Genomic DNA, 19,162 nt, shown 5'->3' with positions numbered 1-19,162 from the left:
AAGTAAACTCATCTACTGATTAATTAATTTTTTCTCATCGACCATATGTCCTGAGGCTGCTTTTGCCTTCAAATAGGCTGCATTATAGAGAGAAGCTTCGACCGTATGATCAAATCGCAATACAGGAAGACCGTAAGCAGCAATGGAATCGACTTTATCTGGATTGTTCGTTAGGAGGTGCATTGGTTTCCCTTTGTTTAAATAGTGCAGAACAGCCGCTGCCTCCTCGTAATGCCGGTCATCATCTCCGCAGCCAATCAGGCGGTTGGCTTCAAAAGTATCCAGCTTCATTTCCTGTAATTTATACGTCAATGCTTTCGCCATCAGCCCAATTGACCGCCCTTCTTGATTGGCCATATATACGAGCATGCCTTTACCGTAATCGGTGATTTTCTTCAGCGATAACGCAAGCTGTGGACCGCAGTCACATTTCAGTGACCCAAACACATCCCCTGTTTGGCAGACACTATGAATTCGCACTAGCGGCGGCACCTCATTTTCAAAGTCGCCAAATAAGAGACAAGAGGAAAAGGTTTGCTGCGCGGTACTCATTTGGACAATAGATTCGATCGTTGGTTTTGTCTCCCCTTCAACAGGTGCGAAGGCATACCATTTAAATGGCACTTCTTCATGTTGAATGGAGATCGGCAGGTTCACTGGCCCCACGAGCAAATAGTTTTTTTCTTGAAAGGTAAAATGATGAATCATTGATTGTAATTCATCTACAAACTTGTTCATTTGTCTCCCCCCTATTCATCGCTGCACCCAAATCGACTCTCATAGCGCAGTGATGGAGTGATGAATATGTGTCCGCACTCCCTTACTTAACATGTGTGCTCATTTCAAACGGCACTCATGCCTAAAAAGAAGAATATAGATGTGCGATGCCTCTCATCGTTCAGACCCTGATTTTCGCAAGAATGTCTCCGTTCCCAGCTCTTCTAGCGATGTTTCAATCTAGGTCTTGTCCAGTACAAAGGAGCAGAAATCTTGGTTCATACGATGTTAACGCCTTTCGATTCTTACATGATGCATGCTCTTTATTAGAATGAACACCTCTGCTAGGTTTGAGTGATCACCTTTGTACTAGATTTTGACGGCAATGACATGATGCTGGCTAATGCCGGCCTTTGCTTTTAATGGTGTAATCGATACAAGCTCCAGACCTGATGAACAAATTTTTTCTCCAAGCTGAGAGTCTGAAAATGAAAAGTGGAAACGGCCATCTTCTCCGATTAACCCTGTTCTCCACTCTTCTCCCCATACAACAAGTGAGAAGACGCCGCCTTCATGAAGCAAAGAGGAGACCTGTTTTAAATAACGCTCATGATCATCAGGATGCTGGTGATGAAAGCAGCCATGATCTAAAATTAAATCAAACTGCATCCCGCATCCCTGATCCATCGACCAGGACATAAAATCTTGATGAACAAAATGGACAGGAACCGTTTCTCTTTTCTGTAATCCTTCCCACTCCTCATGCTCATACAGGTCGATACCGACATATGCAGAAAGCCCCCTTAAATGTTCAAGTGCCCGGCCGTTCCCGCACCCGATATCGAGCACAGAAGCAAGTGCATTCTTTTCCCGTGAATGCCATGCCTTTAATGACATCACGGCTGCATCTGTTAAGGATGGATCAGTAGACCACATATCTGTTCTTTTCTCATAATGTTCTTGAAATGCCATACGCATTTTTTCTAGATACAACCCACTGTCTTCATGGTATAAAGCTTTTTTCATCACAGGACCTCCTTCTATTCAAAATCGGCTTTTCGGGCAAAGGTCATTTTCAAGCCAAAAACCTTATGTTAAAATGAAAGATGGATTTTTTAGGAAAATCTGTTTTCTGAAAAAGGAGAGAAGCATCCCACATGTTCACTCTTCTTTTTCAGCATGCATCCTCATATGCAGCCATTTGAGAGCTGCAGCGCCTCAGCTTATTGTCTCTTTTTTTCATATGAGTTCACCTCCTTCACCGTTCGATCAACTCACAGCCCTTATTGAAACCGCTTTCTCTCTTGGACAAGAACATAACGCCTTTTGAATATCTCTTGCAAAGTGATCATAGTAGAAAGGTCAATCTACTGTTTAGATCGGCTACCATTGTAAAAGACCGTTTTCTTATGTTTTAGTAGAAATATTCCAAGCAAGATTTTTCTCTTAAAAGCGCTTGTACCTTGGTTTTATGACACCACCTCTCACTAGAATGTGCCTTGAATAAACCCATCAGAAATTTAACAACTACTTCCATAATGACTGGAATAAGCCAAATATATTGTTTTTAGATTATTTTGTCAACAAGTTATTTCCTAAACATTAAAATGAATTTTCTAATTGAAAATACAGGTATTTTTCGTGGTTTTTTGACCTCAAAACACTTATTTCTACACAAAAATACAACATAAACCAATAGAACTAAGAAATTTATCTACTGAATTACACAAGATTTTTATTACATTTTGAAACAAAATCGAAAGATACAATGATTATTTCCCGAATGGATTTTTGTGAAATTTTGACTATTCTTTTCTCATTTCCTATCATTTTCTTTGGTATATCTGCATTTTCAATTAGATGATTTACTGTTTATTCCAATCTGCTATTTTTTCTTATTATAGTAAAAAAGATGTGTTCTCTCCTTCAGAGATATCGGCATGAAAAAAAGCCCCTTACGAAAGTAAGAGGCTTTTTTCAGTTGGCGTTTATGCCCAAGTTTTCACTTTTTCATGGTCTGTCACAAAGAGAAGGACTTTTCCTTCATCTAAATGTTCTTCAAATTTCTCAGCTTCTTCTTTAGAGAAACCAATTTCATGGATTTTATTTCGGAGCTCATCGCCCTTTTTACTAAAGATGTTCCCAACAGCATGTTTAAGTCCAACTTCTCTTTGACCTATCGTATTAGCATCTGCATTTCCAGCAATACGCTCTGTACGATCATCGTCATGGGACAGAACATAAATGTCCTCTCTTGCAACACCGAGTGCTTTTAATTGCTCTACATCTCTTTGAAGTGTCTCATCATTTGAATACTCTCTTACAACAGGTTTCATTTTATATTCCTCCTTTAGCGTCTTACGAATCTTTTACCCGTCACTTTTGTCATTAAACCTTCCTTGAGCACATCCATTTTACATTGTGTACTAACCGTGCCTATTGGCTTATTTTTGACAAAAAGCCCGAAAAAATGACTAAATTTTCTGAAATATTGTATTCATCCCTGCTGTTTTGTTGTACAATTCTTATACTGGAGGCTAGAAATGAGGTAGAGCTGATGTATTACTTTTCAGCGGAGCAGCAGTTTAATGCTTGGGTTGTCAGTGATTTGGTGAAACAGCTTTTTCAGAAGTGGAATCCTGAAGAAGCAAAAGCAAAGCCGCTTACATTGTTTGCTGAACAGCACTTTCGCATCTCCATTGATTATCTCTTTTCAATCATCATTAACATTGGAGATATCGAGTCGATTGAACAAGATCCACAAGACCTGTTGTCCTCATACTTGAATATCCTTTTTCCTTTTGTGACGCGCGATATGATGAAAGCCTCCATGCAAAATGCGAACGAATATTTGTTAAAAGAACGTGATGCGGACGCGTATCAGCTGTTTGGCTGTCTGCCGCCGCTCCTCTCTGTTGACTTCCAAAAAAGTAGTCCTCATCTATGAGATGGCGGCTGCTTTTTTGTATGTGTTTGAAAAAGACCGTATGTTTTGAATGAAAAGAAGCATCATGTTAATGTAAATCTAGGCTGCAAGTGAAAGGGAGGATTTGACATGAGTCAACAAAAGCAAATTCAATTAGCCAAACGTCCAAAAGGATTACCTACAAAAGATGTTTTTCATTTTGAAACAGTCGATATACCTGTGCCGCAAGATGGCGAAGTCTTGATTCAAACGAAATATGTTTCTGTAGATCCTTATATGAGAGGACGAATGCAGGATACAAAATCCTATACACCTCCATTCAAGCTAAATGAAGTGATTCAGGGCGGTGTTGTCGGAGAAGTCGTTGAATCCAAATCGCCTCAATTTGAAAAAGGGGATTTTGTTCTTGGATTCCTTGGCTGGCAAGAATATTCTACAGCCAAAGCTGAATCTCTGACTAAAATTGATCCATCCATTGCGCCATTGTCCTATTATTTAGGAATTTTGGGCATGCCAGGGCAAACCGCTTATTTCGGACTTCTTGCGATTGGCCAGCCAAAAGAAGGCGAGACCGTTGTCATTTCTGGAGCCGCAGGTGCCGTTGGTTCCGTTGTGGGACAAATTGCTAAGATCAAAGGCGCTCACGTCGTTGGGATTGCGGGATCTGATGATAAGCTGGCTTATTTAAAAGAACTAGGCTTTGATGAAACGATTAATTATAAAACAACAAATGATTTAGATGATGCCATAGCAAAGGCCTGTCCAAACGGCGTCGATGTGTATTTTGACAATGTTGGCGGCGAAATTTCTGATGCCGTGATGAATCATTTGAACCGCTTTGCACGTATTCCAGTGTGCGGCGCGATTTCGTCTTATAACATTAGCGCAAGCGAGGACATCGGACCGCGTGTGCAAACAAAACTCATTAAAACAAGCGCATTGATGCAAGGCTTCATTGTTGCCAACTATTCAGATCGTTTTGAAGAGGCTGCAAGAGATCTCGCACAATGGGTTAAAGAAGACAAACTGACTTATAAAGAAACAATCATTGAAGGCTTTGACAACATTCCTGATGCATTCCTTGGACTATTTAAAGGGGAAAATGTCGGAAAACAGCTTGTCAAAATTTCATAATAAAAAAGGACCCTCCATGTGGAAGGGTCCTTTTTTTATGCTTGCTTGGGCGCAAGATGCAGCTGGCCTTGCTTATAAACAATTTCCTGAAGCGTAAGATTCAGCTTTTTCGCCATTTTTTTGAGCATTGCATGCTCTTGAGGTGTGACAAGACTGATGACAGCCCCTTCTTTTCCTGCGCGCCCGGTTCTGCCTGAACGGTGGATATAGCCTTCTTCGTTTGGCAGGTCGGCATGGATCACGTACGGCAGATCGTCAATGTCGATGCCTCTTGCTGCGATATCTGTTGCAAGGAGAAGCGGAAATTCACGCTGTTCAAATTCCTTTAAGATGATAGCACGCTCTGCTTTTTTCGCTTCACTATGAAGCACACCAAGGTCGACATGGTGATACGCTAATTTCTCTGCATAAATGCTTAAATTCGTAATATCACGCACAAAGACGAGCGCCTGCATGTCCTCAAGCCGTGATAGCTTTTGCAGTAATTTCACTTTATCACGCTGATCACATAACAGATAATAGTGTCCTACTTTCTGCGCTTCTTCCTCACTTCTGGCAATTTTCAATACTTCTGGTTCAGACGTCATTTGTTTAATCAGTTGAACCGTTTCCTCTTTTAACGTCGCAGAAAAACAGAGGATTTGTCTTTCTTTTAATGTGGATTTAATGATCGCTTGGATCGTTTTCATATGCTCTGGCACAAGAAGCTGATCTGCTTCATCTAGCACGACCGTTTTGACTTCGTGCATTTTCAGTTTCTTGATTTTGATTAATTCCTGTACACGGCCAGGTGTTGCGACAACGATGTTCGGGTGTTTCTTTAGTTTTTCCTGCTGCTTTTTGATGTTCGCTCCACCAATCAAGGAGACCGCTTTGATGTCTGATCCTTGTTTGAACTCTTGCACGACATCAAAAATTTGCATCACAAGCTCTCTTGAAGGTGCCAAGATTAAGACTTGCGGGTGTTTGATATTCACATCGATTTTATTTAAAAGCGGCAACACATACGCCAGTGTCTTCCCCGTTCCCGTAGGCGATTCCGCGATCACATCACGCTTCTCCGTAATCCACTCTGCTGTTTTTTCTTGTATAGCTGTTGGTTTTTCGAAGCCAGCCGCTTGAAAGTTTTCCTGAATAAATGGCTTTGCTTCTTTCAAAAATGCCCAATTTTCTATCATGTCGATCTCCTTTATCCTCATTCAATCTATCCTTTAGTATCTCAAAATCAGCTTTGAAACGCAATTTTTCTTTTGATGCTTTTATCGAGCCGGACAGTTCGATATAATCATGAGAGGCACTAGCCGTTTTGAATCTATTTGAGGTGTAAAAAATGATATTATCTGTTAAAGATTTAAGCCATGGCTTTGGCGACAGAGCCATTTTTCACGAAGTCTCCTTCCGTTTATTAAAAGGCGAGCATGTCGGCTTAATTGGCGCCAACGGTGAAGGAAAGTCAACGTTTATGAATATTATTACTGGCAAGCTGGAGCCAGATGCAGGAAAAGTCGAATGGGCAAAAAATGTCCGTGTCGGCTACCTTGATCAGCATACTGTACTAGAAAAGGGAAGAACGATCCGCGAAGTGCTTCAGGATGCATTCCACTATTTATTTTCCATGGAAGCAGCGATGAATGACATTTACGGCAAAATGGGTGAAGCCGATCCTGATGAGCTGGAAAAGCTGTTAGAGGAAGTTGGCGTCATTCAAGATGCGCTCACAAACAATGATTTTTATATCATTGATTCCAAGGTCGAAGAAATTGCGAGAGGTCTTGGGTTAACGGATCTTGGGCTGGACCGTGATGTGACGGAGCTGAGCGGCGGGCAGCGTACAAAAGTATTGCTTGCGAAATTGCTGTTAGAGAAGCCAGAAATTCTCCTTCTCGATGAGCCAACCAACTATTTGGATGAGCAGCATATTGAGTGGCTGAAACGCTATTTACAGGAATATGAAAATGCGTTTATCCTCATTTCACATGATATTCCATTTTTAAACAGTGTCATTAACTTGATTTATCATGTTGAAAATCAAGAGCTCACGCGCTATGTTGGTGATTATGATCAATTTAAACAAGTGTACGAAGCCAAAAAGCAGCAGCTTGAAGCAGCTTATAAAAGGCAGCAGCAGGAAGTCGCTGAATTAAAGGATTTTGTTGCAAGAAACAAAGCACGTGTCAGCACAAGAAATATGGCCATGTCCCGTCAAAAGAAACTGGATAAAATGGATATGATTGAACTCGCAGCAGAAAAGCCAAAGCCTGAATTCCACTTTAAGCCGGCACGAACTTCCGGGAAATTGATTTTTGAAACAAAAGATTTGGTCATTGGTTATGATGAACCGCTCTCTCGTCCATTGAATCTGAAAATGGAACGCGGGCAAAAAATTGCGTTATACGGCGCTAACGGTATCGGAAAAACGACATTGCTGCGAAGTCTTCTTGGAGAAATCACGCCAATTTCTGGTGAGGTGGAACGCGGAGAATTCCTGCATATTGGCTACTTTGAGCAAGAAGTAAAAGAGCAAAACAGCAACACTTGTATTGAAGAGGTGTGGAGTACCTTCCCTTCTTACACGCAATATGAAGTCAGAGCCGCTCTTGCAAAATGCGGATTAACGACAAAGCATATTGAAAGCCGCGTGTCTGTTTTAAGCGGTGGAGAAAAAGCAAAGGTCCGTCTTTGTAAGCTGATCAACGAAGAAACCAACTTACTTGTTCTCGATGAGCCGACCAATCACTTGGATGTCGATGCAAAAGAAGAACTAAAACGTGCATTAAAAGAATACAAAGGGAGCGTCTTATTGATCTCTCACGAACCTGAATTTTATCAAGATGTAGCAACTGAAACTTGGAATTGCGAATCTTGGACGACAAAAGTATTATAACGATAAAAAAGCCTTATATCTGTTCAGAAGATATAAGGCTTTTTTCTATTTAATGACCTGCTTGAATATTGACCAAATGCTTCCGGCCAAGAAGCAGGATGATCATGCCTAACAGAACGACAGCCGCCCCTACATAGTAAGGGGTGCTTGCTGTGTAAGATTCAGCAAGTACGCCGGCAACCCAAGGAGCAATCGCGCCCCCAATAAACCGCACAGCACTGTAAGAGGATGAAGCAATCGAACGTTCAACCGGTGCCGATCCCATCACAGCGGTCGTGAGCACTGTATTGATCATGCCAAGGATGCCCCCAGCAATAACAATTCCGCAGATGACGACTACAACATGTGAAGTCCATACCCCAATGCCGAATAAAATCACAGCAAATGAAGCAAACAGAACCACAAGGGAAGTCAATGTCCCAAGTTTGCGATGAATGACCGGCGCTGAGAAGACGGATGTCACTGCCAAAAATAGTCCCCATCCAAAAAAGACATAACCAAGACCATGCTCATCCAGATGAAGCACAAATGGCGAATAGGCTAAAAGCACAAAGAAACCAAAATTGTATAAGAAAGCCGCAGATGCCATCGTTAATAGCCCTTTATATTTTAACGCCCCGACAGCCTCGAATAATTTCACCTTTTTCTGAGGTTTTTGCATCGGCGGGAGCATAAACGTAATGGCTAAAAGAGCAACAAGCATTAACACCGCAACGCCAAAGAATGGCCCGCGCCAAGAGATCGTCCCAAGCTCTCCGCCAAGCAGCGGTCCAACCGAAATCCCAAGACCTAGTGCAGCCTCGTATAAAATAATGGCCTTCGCACTTCCTCCAACAGACACACCGACAATCACAGAGAGGGCAGTTGAAATAAATAAGGCATTCCCAATGCCCCATCCGCCTCTAAAGCCGATTAATTCATTAATCGTTGAAGAGGTACCGCCTAAAGCAGAAAAGACAATAATAAAAATAAGTCCTATTAATAACGTCCATTTCGCACCAATCCGACTAGAGATAAAGCCGGTAAAAAACATGACAAAGCCGGTCACAAGTAAGTAGCTCGTAAATAAAAGAGAGACCTGACTTGGAGATGCATCTAATTGTGATGCAATGGCTGGCAAGATCGGGTCCACAAGTCCTATCCCCATAAATGAAATCACACACGCAAAGGCAACAGCCCAGACGGCTTTCGGCTGCCTAAGCAGACTTGTACGCTGTTTCAACACTTCTTCTTCCTTCATTCCATCAGAACCTTTCCTTCAAATGTTGACAAAATAAAATAAACACGCAGAGGTGTTTATTTTTGTAATTGCTCAATTGCATGAGCCGCTCTTTCTTTCATCGCTTCAAGATCCTTTTTAAAAGATTGGATCGTTTCAAGCTTTTTTGTAATCAATTGATGCTGTACAGACAGCTGCGCTTCAATATCTAACAGCTTCTCTAATCGTTCCTTCGGATCAAGCGACAGCAAGTAACCTTCTTTATTCAGCTCAAGCTGCTTTCCTATTTCCATAAACGATTGAAGCTCTTGTAAAGAAAATCCAAGTACCTCTTTTGCCTGCATCACTTTCTCTAGTTCTTCCATGTCGTCCTCTGAGTAAAGTCTGACACCGCCCTCTGTCCGCTTTGGTGCTGATAATAAACCAATCTCTTCATAGAAACGTATCGTCCGTTTGGTCAGTCCGCTTCTTTTCGCCACTTGATCAATTTTCATCCATTCCATTGCCAGTGCCTCCTGCTCATCAATTCATGATTTATTATACACCTTTATAACCTTAACGTAAACGTAAATGTTCTCACTCTTGATTTTTCTCGTGTTTTGATGCAAAATAAATAGGAATTATTACGATTTAAAGGAGGGATCTCATGTTTTCTTTTCCACCCAAAAAAGAACGACACCAACAATTCGGATCTGTACCGCCAAGCCTTGGAACGAAGCCTTCTCAAAAAGAGAACATGACTGACATCCAAAAGACGGAGCAGGACTTTTATTTTCATCTTGAACAAGTCGGCATCTGCCGCGTGTCTTATCCTGTACGAATTTTGTCTAAAACGGCACCGCAGGACCAAATAACTTCTGCTGACTTTGCACTGAGTACCTCCCTGAGAGCTCACGAAAAAGGCATTCATATGAGCCGTCTCACTGAACAGCTACACTCGTTTTACGAAAGCGGAAAGCCGCTTGATGTGAATAGCTTAAAAGCATTGACAGCAGCGCTTGCCCGTCAGATGAATCAGTCATCTGCCTCGGTTCAAGTTTCCTTCCCTTGGTACATGGAAAAGCAAAGCCCAGTCACCGGGAAATCGGGTTTGATGCATGCGACAATCACATATGACATTCATTTTCATGAAAAGGATGGATGGACCTGTCATATTGGCTGCGATGCACAAGTCACCACATTATGTCCTTGTTCTAAAGAAATTAGTGAATACGGTGCACATAATCAGCGTGGCTCTGTTTCCATTCAGGTAGAGTTGTTTGAACAAGCATCATTCCCTAACGACATGAAAGCAGCTCTTTTACATATCATTGAGTCCAATGCGAGTGCACCGCTGTATCCTGTGCTTAAAAGACCTGATGAAAAGAAAGTGACAGAAGAGGCTTATGAAAATCCACGCTTTGTAGAAGATCTCACAAGGTTAATGGCCATCGAATTATATGAGCAGCCATGGGTCAGGGGCTTTCAAGTCGAGTGTCGTAATGAGGAATCCATTCATCAGCATGATGCCTATGCGAAATGCTCTTATCAAAAAAACCTGTAGATCAACTCTACAGGTTTCTTATTTCTTAGTCATGACTCTCTAATTCCTCAATCATCAGCGATAGTTCTGTCCAGCGGTCCATTGCTTGTTCTAGTTCTTCAGCAACGGCTTTTTGTTCGTCCATCAGCTCTTGAATTTTTCCAAAATCACTGCCTGCCTCCGCAATGCTTGCTTCAAGCTGCTGGTGTTTTTCCTCTAATGCCTGAATCCGGTCTTCAATTCCGTCCCATTCAAGCTGGTCTTTATAAGAAAGTTTTTTTCTCTTTTTAGGCGCCGCTTCTACTTGTTTCTCAGCAGGCTTTGTCTCTGTCCGCTTCGCCTCTTTTTCTTGCTCCATGTAATCGCTGTAAGCACCTTGGAAGTGTGAAATGCGGCCATTACCTTCAAAGACAAGCAGACGGTGAACCACTCGGTCTAAGAAATAACGATCATGCGATACGGTCATAACAACGCCAGGAAACTGTTCTAAATAATCCTCTAAAATGCTGAGGGTCTCCGTATCAAGATCGTTCGTCGGCTCATCTAAAAAGAGAACATTTGGTTCTTCCATTAAGACTTTCAATAAATACAATCTGCGGCGTTCTCCCCCTGACAGCTTGCGAATAAACGTCCGCTGCATGGATCTTGGGAATAGGAACCGTTCTAGCATTTGCTCTGCTGTCACGATGGCGCCATCAGATGTCTTGACGATCTCAGCTGTTTCCTTGATGTACTCAATGATGGTCAGTTCTTCATCCATTTCCTTGTGATCCTGCGTGTAATAGCCAATGCGAACGGTTTGTCCAATCGTCAATTGTCCTGTAGTCGGTTCTATTTTACCCGCTAGACAGTTAAGAAGAGTCGTTTTGCCGACTCCATTCGGTCCGATAAATCCAATCCGGTCGCCCGGCACGACTAAATCTGTAAACCGCTCCACAAGGGTCTGGCCAGCAAATGAAATTGATAAGTCTTCTGCCTCTATGACTTGTTTTCCTAGGCGGTGCGAGCCGATAGCGAAATCAAGCTCTCCTTTCGCATCAGGCCCTTTTTGATCCATCAGCTCTTCGGCTCTGCCAATGCGAGCTTTTTGCTTCGTCGTTCTTGCTTTTGCCCCTCTTCTCAGCCATGCAAGTTCTCGTCTGAGTAAGTTTTGACGCTTCGTTTCTTTCACCTGAGCTTCTGCTTCTCGTTCGGCTCTTTTTTCTAAAAAGACTTCATAATTTCCTTTATACGTATAGAGTTGCCCTTGATTCAATTCATAAATTCGGTTGGCCACACGGTTTAGGAAATAACGATCATGCGTCACCAGAATGACAGCACCGCTGTATTGACTCAAATATCCTTCGAGCCATTCAATCGTTGCATTATCGAGATGGTTGGTTGGCTCGTCTAAAATCAGCAATCCCGCGGGCTGAATTAAATTTTTAGCAATCGCGACACGCTTTTTCTGTCCGCCTGATAATGCATGAACAGAGCGGCTCACATCTTTGACACCAAGCTTTGTCAAAATCGTTTTTGCTGACAGGTTCGCATCCCATGCGTCTTCCTGATCCATTCGATTTTGCATACGCATGAGCGCTTCTTGTTTTGCTTCATTTTGCGGATCATGCTCTAAATCGGCTAGCGCCTTTTCATATGCCTTCATCGTTTGAATCATGGGTGCCGTTCCAGAAAAAATGTAATCAAGAATCGTTTCATCCCCGCTCATTTCAGGGTCTTGCTCGAGAAATTCGATATCAAGTGTCCCTGCTTTCGAGATGTCACCCTCCTCATACGATTCAAGTCCCGCAATGACCTTTAGGAGCGTTGACTTTCCTGTTCCGTTTGGTCCAATCAATCCGATGCGCTCCCTTGGTTCTATATGAAAAGAAATATGATCAAACAGCGTTTTCTCGCCATATGTTTTATATAATCCTTCAACATTCAATAAACTCATTTTTATCAGCCCTTACATAGATTCTCCCTTTATTTTAAATCAGCCGGTAGCAGAAAACTAGTTTTAAAAAACCCGCTGCTGAAAAGAATGTTTCCTTTTGCTGCTCGATACACTATGAAGAGGTGATCTAAAGATGGTAACCATTAGCTTATGTATGATTGTGAAAAATGAAGAGGAGGTGTTAGCGGACTGCCTTTCCTCTGTTCAAGACATTGTAGATGAAATGATCATCGTTGATACAGGATCAACAGATCGTACGAAGGAGATTGCTCACTCCTTTTCAGCACAGGTACTTGATTTCGAATGGGTTCAGCACTTTGCAAAAGCCCGCAATTTCGCTTTCTCACATGCAACGAAAGAGTATATTTTATGGCTTGATGCTGACGATGTTCTGCTTGAAGAAGACCGTCAAAAACTTCTTCATCTCAAAGAGACACTTGATCCTTCGGTGGACGCCGTCTCGATGTTTTATCATGTGGGATTCGATGAAGACGGTCAGGTGAATTTTAAATATAGAAGAAATCGCCTTGTGAAGCGTGCCTTGAACTTTCAGTGGTACGGGGCCGTACATGAGTTTCTTCAAGTGTATGGCAACATCTTTCCAGCCGATATAGCCGTCACACATCAAAAGCGCAAGAAAACAACCACTGGTGAGCCCGGGCGCAATCTTCGAATTTATGAAGACATGCTCGCAAAAGGAGAGGACATGACGCCACGTGATCTCTTTTACTTTGCCAATGAATTAAGAGATAACAGGCAGCATGTCAGGGCGATTCGTTTTTATCATGAATTTTTAGCGACAAAACAGTGCTGGATTGAGGATGAAATTCGCACATGCCAATATTTAGCCGACTGCTATTATGCGGCAGGCTTCGAGGAAGCGGCTTTATCCTCATTATTACGTTCTTTCTTATACGATCAGCCCCGTCCAGAATTTTGCTGCCGGATCGGGGATCATCTAAAAATACAAAATAAACATCAGGCAGCGATCTTTTGGTATGAGCAGGCGCTGAAGGCTCCTGAAAACGAAACAGCCTTCACACTCACACAGTATAAAACGTGGTATCCACATCTCCAGCTTTGCTATTGTTATTATCAGCTCGGCGATTTGGAAAAAGCCAAGACACATCACCTTGCCTCCTCCGCCCATTACCCCACTCATCCAAGTGTGCTGTTCAATGAAAAAATATTTGCTGAACAGACATAGATCCCCCCGTCACCACATCCGCCTTCCACCTGCCAGCGGATGTCTCTTTTTATGCACAAATTCGATTGTGATGTTTAACACTTTAGTGATTTAAAGCGTTTTTCAACCAATTGACTAAATTGTCAATTACGCATATACTAACATTCGTCTTACGAAAAGATTTATCCATTAGGAGGTCAACATGAGTTCTTTATTTCGAAAAAAGTCTCTCGACCAGCTCATGCTTGAAAGTCAAACGAAGCGGCTTAGCCGATCGTTAAATACGTTTGATTTAATCTTGCTTGGCATTGGCTGCGTGGTCGGGACTGGTATCTTTGTGATTACGGGGGTTGCGGCAGCAAAGGATGCGGGACCTGCGATTATTATATCTTTTATTTTGGCTGCGATCGCATGCGCCCTTGCTGCTTTTTGCTACGCTGAATTCTCCTCGTCCATTCCTGTGTCAGGAAGCGTCTATACGTATTCCTACGCCACACTTGGGGAATTTCTCGCCTTCTTAATGGGCTGGGATCTCATGCTTGAATATGTCATTGCGCTCTCTGCTGTAGCAAGTGGATGGTCGTCCTATTTTCAATCACTGCTCAGTGGATTCGGTCTGCACATACCGAAGGCTTTATCAGCTGCACCTGGAGCCGCTGATGGTGCCGTCTTTAACCTTCCAGGCGCACTTATTATTTTACTCATCACCTTTATCGTCTCAAGAGGCGTCAAAGAAAGCACGAAGCTGAATAACATCATTGTGTTAATCAAAATTGCCATCGTCCTTCTCTTTATCATTTCAGGCTTAGCTTACGTCAAACCTGAAAACTGGACACCCTTTATGCCGATGGGCTTTGAAGGAGTAATCGCAGGCGCGGCAACAGTCTTTTTTGCTTATCTCGGATTTGATGCGATCGCCAATGCATCTGAAGAAGTCAAAAATCCGCAAAAGGCGATGCCGATCGGCATTATCGGGGCGCTCGGTGTTTGTACCATTTTATACATTGGTGTGTCCTTTGTCTTAACCGGCATGGTTCACTATACGAAACTGAATGTCAGTGACCCTGTCGCATTTGCTCTTCAAGTCGTTGGCCTTCATAGTGTGGCAGGTATCATATCAGCCGGTGCCATTATTGGGATCACAACGGTTTTAATTGCCTTGGTCTATGCGCAGGTTCGCTTAACCTTTGCGATGAGCCGCGATGGACTCATGCCAAAAATTTTCTCAAATGTTCATCCAAAATCGCAAACACCCGTTGCCAACACTTGGCTGACAGGTGCTGTCGCAGCATGTATCGTAGGTTTTGTGAATTTATCGACGCTTGCGAATTTAGTGAGTATCGGTACACTTGCAGCCTTTACAGTGATTTCAATTGCCGTCATTGTTTTACGGAAAAAGCACCCGAATGTCAAAGCAGCGTTTAAAGTACCATTCGTGCCTGTTCTTCCGATTATCAGTGCGGTCATTTGTATCACACTTGCGACGACCCTTTCATGGGTGACTTGGAGAGCCTTCCTTATCTGGGTAGCCATTGGTGTCGTTGTTTACTTCACCTATGCAAGACGAAAAAGTCATCTTAATGAAACACATTAGAAAAGAGACACGGGGTTTCCCGGTCTCTTTTTTTTTGCTTAAATCACGCTGTTTTTGGCTGAATTTGAGTCCACCATGTCTGGATCTAACACGCTTATTACACGCCAAAGGACACTCACATCAAAAAATCCACACCACCACCGAAGCCAAAAGAAACAAAAACACCGACGGTCTCGATTCGATCAAAGCCATCTTCTTAACCCGCTCAGCTTTTAAACACAATCGGGAGCCAGAAATACACCGCAAGGACAATCGCCACAATACTGATGATATTTAACCAAAAGCCTGCCCTGACCATATCAGATATTTTCAGCACGTCCGCACTAAAGACAGCGGCGTTTGGCGGTGTGGAGATCGGCAGCATAAACGCACATGAAGAAGCCAAAGCAGCCGCAGCCATTAACCCATATGGCTCCATACCAATCGCAAGCCCAAGCCCTACCGTAATCGGAATAATCATATTGGCAACAGCTGTATTCGACATAATTTCAGTCATAAACAAAATCGCTCCCGTTAAAATGATCAACAGCACGATATACGAAAGCCCATTTAAATGCTGTAGATTTTCCCCAATCCATCCCGTTAGATTGGTTTCTGCAAAGCCCGTAGCGAGCGAAAGCCCACCTCCAAACAAAAGCAAAAGCCCCCACGGCAGCTGTTTCATATCCTGCCATTCTAATATTCTCTCTCCATTTGTTGCTGGAATGAGAAATAACAGCATGGCACCGAAAATGGCGATAGACGTATCAGATACGGTGATCCCTCCAAACAAAAAGAGCTTAAAAATCCACAAAAACGCCGTCATGAGAAAAACAACAAACACCCATTTTTCCTCTTGTTTCATTTTTCCTAAATTCTCTAATCCCTTTCGAATGAACGCTACACTCATTTCACCTGTGTGCTCTACCTTGAACTGTACCTTGGTCAAATACAGAAATAAGAGAATGAGCAGAATCATCGCAACAGGAAAACCAAACAAAAACCATTCAAAAAACATAATTTCCCGATCTAGCAGTTTTTTTGACATCGCAGCAAACACCGCATTTGGCACAGATCCGACAAGTGTTGCTAGACCACCAATTGACGCTGAATACGCAACCGACAATAAGATGCTTTTACTGAATCGATCAAGAGATGGACCAGATAAGATTTCATTAGCCTTGACCTCTTTAATCACTGCAAGTGCCACTGGGAGCATCATCAGGGCTGTCGCTGCATTCGAAATCCACATAGATAAAAAAGCAGTCGCGATCATGACACCTAATACAATGCGATCACTTCTTGTGCCAATCACCCTCAAAATGTGTAAGGCCATTCTTCTATGTAAGTTCCATTTTTCAATGGCAATAGCAATCATAAATCCTCCCATGTACATAAAAACGATCGGATCTCCATAAGCCCTTGATGTCTGTTCCATAGAAAGCCCGCCAAGTGTCGGCAGTAGGATGATGGGCAATAAAGATGTTGCAGGTATGGGCAGTGCTTCTGTCACCCACCATGTTGCCGTCCAAGCCGTAATGCCCAAGACTACCCTCGCAGCATAGGTCAATTCATCTTCAGGTATGAGAAACAGAACGAGCAAGAAGAGTGTCGGTCCAAGAATAAGTCCAATTACATTCACTTTTTTATAAACGATAACAATTCCCCCTATTGAAAGCGCTTGTCATATTTTTTCTAATTTTCCACATTCGATGATCTCTTAAGAAATCCTTTAAATCATATGAAAAAATGAAGATATCTTTCATAAAAACAGCTGTCATTTTACTCCCATTTCCAATACCATGACATGATGCCTTGGTCTATTTTCATAGGAGAAACTATACAAATCATGTGCAATCACTGTAAAATATAGAAGATCTAATCAAAAATTGAGGTGTTTTCATTGTATAAGGATCAAAGAAAATCATTTTGGAAACAGAAAAAATTCATTATTCCTCTTCTTAGCATCATCGTGATAGCAGCTGCTCTCTTTTTCTTAAAAGATACTCTTTTCTCAAAAGAAAAAGAGGCTTTAAAAGCGGCTCAATCCTTTACGAAACAATTGGAGAAGAAAGACTTTACGAAGCTGGCTGATGAGGTAACGAGTACGTCTTTGAAAGCCAATGACTTCTCAAAAAAACAACTAGCCGAAAAATATGACAATATCTTTAACGGAATTGGTGCTTATGATCTGAACATATCAAAGCTCAACGTCGAAAAACAGGACAAAGGAAATGAGTATCAATTTTCCTATGATGTGACAATGAAAACGTCTTTTGGCAAGCTGCACAAGCTTTCTTACAAGGGCGTTCTCTCAGAAGAAGATGACAAGTGGAAAGTGGACTGGAAGCCAAATCTCATCTTCCCGCAAATGGAGAAGGGAGATACTATCAAAGTCAAATCAGACCCTGCTGTCCGTGGAAACATTGTAGACCGAAAAGGGCGTACGCTGGCAGAAACAACTGGTGGAAACGCACTTGGCATCATCCCAGGTAAACTCGGAACAGGGAAAGAAAAAGAACGCAATATCAAAAAAATCAGCAAGGCGTTTGATATAGACGAAGAACTGATTGACAATCAGCTGAAACAAGCATGGGTCACAGACGACACGTTTGTCCCGCTCAAATCAATGTTAGAGCAAAAGCCGATTCCAAAGGATATAAAAGGCGTCACCTATCAATCGAAGGAAATGCGTTACTATCCTTATAACAAAGCCGCCGCCCATCTCACCGGCTATGTCGGAAAAGCAAATGCAGATGATATCAAAAGAAATCCGGCATTAAAAGCAGATCAAATCATCGGCAAAACCGGCCTTGAATTTACGTTTGACAAAAACTTGCGCGGACAAGATGGCGGAAGCATTCTGATCGTCCATGATGAAACAGGCATTGAAGAAACATTGCAAAAATCAGATCGAAAAGATGGAAAAACAGTGAAGCTGACCATTGATGCTTCTTTACAGAAAAAAACCTATGAACAGCTGAAAGGTGAAAAAGGGGCCGTCACGATCATGAATCCATCATCGGGGGATCTATTAGCGCTTGTCAGCGCCCCTTCCTACGATGTCAATCTCATGACAAACGGGATCACACCTAAGCAATATCAGGTATACAGTGAAAACCCAGACCTCCCATTCCAAGCCCGGTATGCGAGCCGGTATGCACCAGGGTCTACATTCAAAACCATTACAGCGGCCATCGGGCTGGAAACAGGTGTCACAAAACCTAATAAAGTACGCACCATTCATGGACTGAAATGGCAAAAGGATCAATCATGGGGCAATTATCGAATTACACGGGTTCACGATAAAGAAAACGTAAATATGGTCGATGCCCTCGTGTACTCAGACAATATTTACTTCGGACAGGAAGCACTGGAAATTGGCAAAGACACCTACGAGAAAAAAGTGAAAGCATTTGGATTTGGCGAAGATTTGCACATGCCATTTACAATGAAACCAGCACAAGTATCAAACGACGGCATTCAATCGGACATCTTACTTGCTGACTCTGCCTATGGCCAAGGCGAATTACTCATGTCACCGATTGAACAAGTACATGCCTATTCTCCATTTGCAACAGGAGGCAAGCTTGTCTATCCTCGAGTCGTTCAAGATGAAAAAACAGCATCACCAAAACAAATCATCAAAGAAGACTCGGCAAACACAGTGAAAGACGCGCTGACTCAGGTCGTGACCAGTCCAAACGGTACAGCTCACTCCTTACAAATTGAAGGAGCTGATATTGCCGCTAAAACAGGAACGGCAGAGCTGAAGAGCAAACAAGGGGCAACAGACGGTTCTGAAAATGGATTTTTACTTGCATTTAATCCTAAAAAAGAAGATTACGTCCTCGTCGGCATGATTGAAGGTGTGAAAAACCGCGGCGGAAGCGGACTCGTCATTCAAAAAATGAAGCCTGTGATCGCATCTTTTTATCAATAACCCTTTAGAGACACAAGCACTTGTGTCTCTTTTTTCTAAATCATGACAATTTGCTATTGTTTTATAGTTCACCTTATGAATAAAATGAGAAGAATGCAAAATAGAAAACAGTTGAATGAAAG

At 42.4% G+C, this 19,162-nt stretch carries 15 protein-coding genes; 7 read left to right on the top strand and 8 right to left on the bottom strand.

Annotated features, from left to right (window positions below):
- Window positions 1-12: 12 nt before the first annotated feature.
- From C6344_RS17205 to C6344_RS17195, 3 genes are all read right to left on the bottom strand, one after another.
- On the bottom strand, window positions 13-738 hold the full coding sequence (locus C6344_RS17205) for a GTP cyclohydrolase II (protein WP_066031179.1): 726 nt from the start codon (window positions 736-738) through the stop codon (window positions 13-15).
- 348 nt (window positions 739-1,086) lie between these two features.
- Entirely contained in the window at window positions 1,087-1,743 is a 657-nt protein-coding gene (locus C6344_RS17200; RefSeq protein ID WP_106073140.1) for a class I SAM-dependent methyltransferase, read from the bottom strand.
- A 962-nt stretch (window positions 1,744-2,705) separates the two neighbouring features.
- Window positions 2,706-3,053, bottom strand: coding sequence for a YflT domain-containing protein (locus tag C6344_RS17195; RefSeq protein ID WP_060595744.1), 348 nt, complete (start codon window positions 3,051-3,053; stop codon window positions 2,706-2,708).
- A 221-nt stretch (window positions 3,054-3,274) separates the two neighbouring features.
- Here C6344_RS17195 and C6344_RS17190 point away from each other — a divergent pair, with 221 nt between their 5' ends.
- Window positions 3,275-3,664 (top strand): YfmB family protein, encoded by a 390-nt coding sequence (locus tag C6344_RS17190; RefSeq protein ID WP_060595743.1) that lies wholly within the window; start codon window positions 3,275-3,277, stop codon window positions 3,662-3,664.
- A 108-nt stretch (window positions 3,665-3,772) separates the two neighbouring features.
- A complete protein-coding gene (locus C6344_RS17185) occupies window positions 3,773-4,777 on the top strand; it encodes an NADP-dependent oxidoreductase (RefSeq protein ID WP_060595742.1) in 1,005 nt (334 codons plus the stop codon).
- A 35-nt stretch (window positions 4,778-4,812) separates the two neighbouring features.
- On the opposite strand, the gene C6344_RS17180 is transcribed toward C6344_RS17185, so the two are convergent.
- Window positions 4,813-5,955: a DEAD/DEAH box helicase gene (locus C6344_RS17180; protein WP_066031182.1), complete on the bottom strand. Its 1,143-nt coding sequence runs from the start codon at window positions 5,953-5,955 to the stop codon at window positions 4,813-4,815.
- A gap of 152 nt (window positions 5,956-6,107) precedes the next feature.
- On the opposite strand from C6344_RS17180, the gene C6344_RS17175 reads away from it, so the two are divergent.
- Window positions 6,108-7,661, top strand: a complete 1,554-nt coding sequence (locus C6344_RS17175) for an ABC-F family ATP-binding cassette domain-containing protein (RefSeq protein WP_106073139.1) — start codon at window positions 6,108-6,110, stop codon at window positions 7,659-7,661.
- 49 nt (window positions 7,662-7,710) lie between these two features.
- On the opposite strand, the gene C6344_RS17170 is transcribed toward C6344_RS17175, so the two are convergent.
- Together C6344_RS17170 and C6344_RS17165 are read right to left on the bottom strand one after the other, a co-directional pair.
- A complete protein-coding gene (locus tag C6344_RS17170) occupies window positions 7,711-8,901 on the bottom strand; it encodes an MFS transporter (RefSeq protein WP_106073138.1) in 1,191 nt (396 codons plus the stop codon).
- Window positions 8,902-8,957: 56 nt separating this feature from the next.
- Window positions 8,958-9,383, bottom strand: coding sequence for a MerR family transcriptional regulator (locus tag C6344_RS17165; RefSeq protein ID WP_060595739.1), 426 nt, complete (start codon window positions 9,381-9,383; stop codon window positions 8,958-8,960).
- A 143-nt stretch (window positions 9,384-9,526) separates the two neighbouring features.
- Here C6344_RS17165 and folE2 point away from each other — a divergent pair, with 143 nt between their 5' ends.
- Window positions 9,527-10,423 carry a GTP cyclohydrolase FolE2 gene (gene folE2, locus C6344_RS17160; protein WP_106048677.1) on the top strand — a complete coding sequence of 299 codons (897 nt, stop codon included), beginning with the start codon at window positions 9,527-9,529 and terminating at the stop codon, window positions 10,421-10,423.
- Between the two features lie 25 nt (window positions 10,424-10,448).
- Here folE2 and C6344_RS17155 read toward each other — a convergent pair whose 3' ends face one another.
- Entirely contained in the window at window positions 10,449-12,338 is a 1,890-nt protein-coding gene (locus tag C6344_RS17155) for an ABC-F family ATP-binding cassette domain-containing protein (protein ID WP_106048676.1), read from the bottom strand.
- 133 nt (window positions 12,339-12,471) lie between these two features.
- On the opposite strand from C6344_RS17155, the gene C6344_RS17150 reads away from it, so the two are divergent.
- Window positions 12,472-13,545 carry a tetratricopeptide repeat-containing glycosyltransferase family 2 protein gene (locus C6344_RS17150; RefSeq protein ID WP_106048675.1) on the top strand — a complete coding sequence of 358 codons (1,074 nt, stop codon included), beginning with the start codon at window positions 12,472-12,474 and terminating at the stop codon, window positions 13,543-13,545.
- Between the two features lie 181 nt (window positions 13,546-13,726).
- A complete protein-coding gene (gene bcaP / locus C6344_RS17145) occupies window positions 13,727-15,118 on the top strand; it encodes a branched-chain amino acid transporter BcaP (RefSeq protein ID WP_106048674.1) in 1,392 nt (463 codons plus the stop codon).
- 205 nt (window positions 15,119-15,323) lie between these two features.
- On the opposite strand, the gene C6344_RS17140 is transcribed toward bcaP, so the two are convergent.
- Window positions 15,324-16,739: an SLC13 family permease gene (locus tag C6344_RS17140; RefSeq protein WP_060595735.1), complete on the bottom strand. Its 1,416-nt coding sequence runs from the start codon at window positions 16,737-16,739 to the stop codon at window positions 15,324-15,326.
- Between the two features lie 261 nt (window positions 16,740-17,000).
- Between C6344_RS17140 and pbp4 the strand changes: the two genes are divergently transcribed.
- On the top strand, window positions 17,001-19,040 hold the full coding sequence (gene pbp4 / locus C6344_RS17135; RefSeq protein ID WP_106073137.1) for a penicillin-binding protein PBP4(5): 2,040 nt from the start codon (window positions 17,001-17,003) through the stop codon (window positions 19,038-19,040).
- The last annotated feature ends 122 nt before the right edge of the window (window positions 19,041-19,162 follow it).

The organism is Bacillus sp. GBSW19, assembly GCF_002998655.1.
Taxonomy (GTDB): domain Bacteria; phylum Bacillota; class Bacilli; order Bacillales; family Bacillaceae; genus Bacillus.
This window is presented reverse-complemented; position numbering and strand designations above follow the sequence as displayed.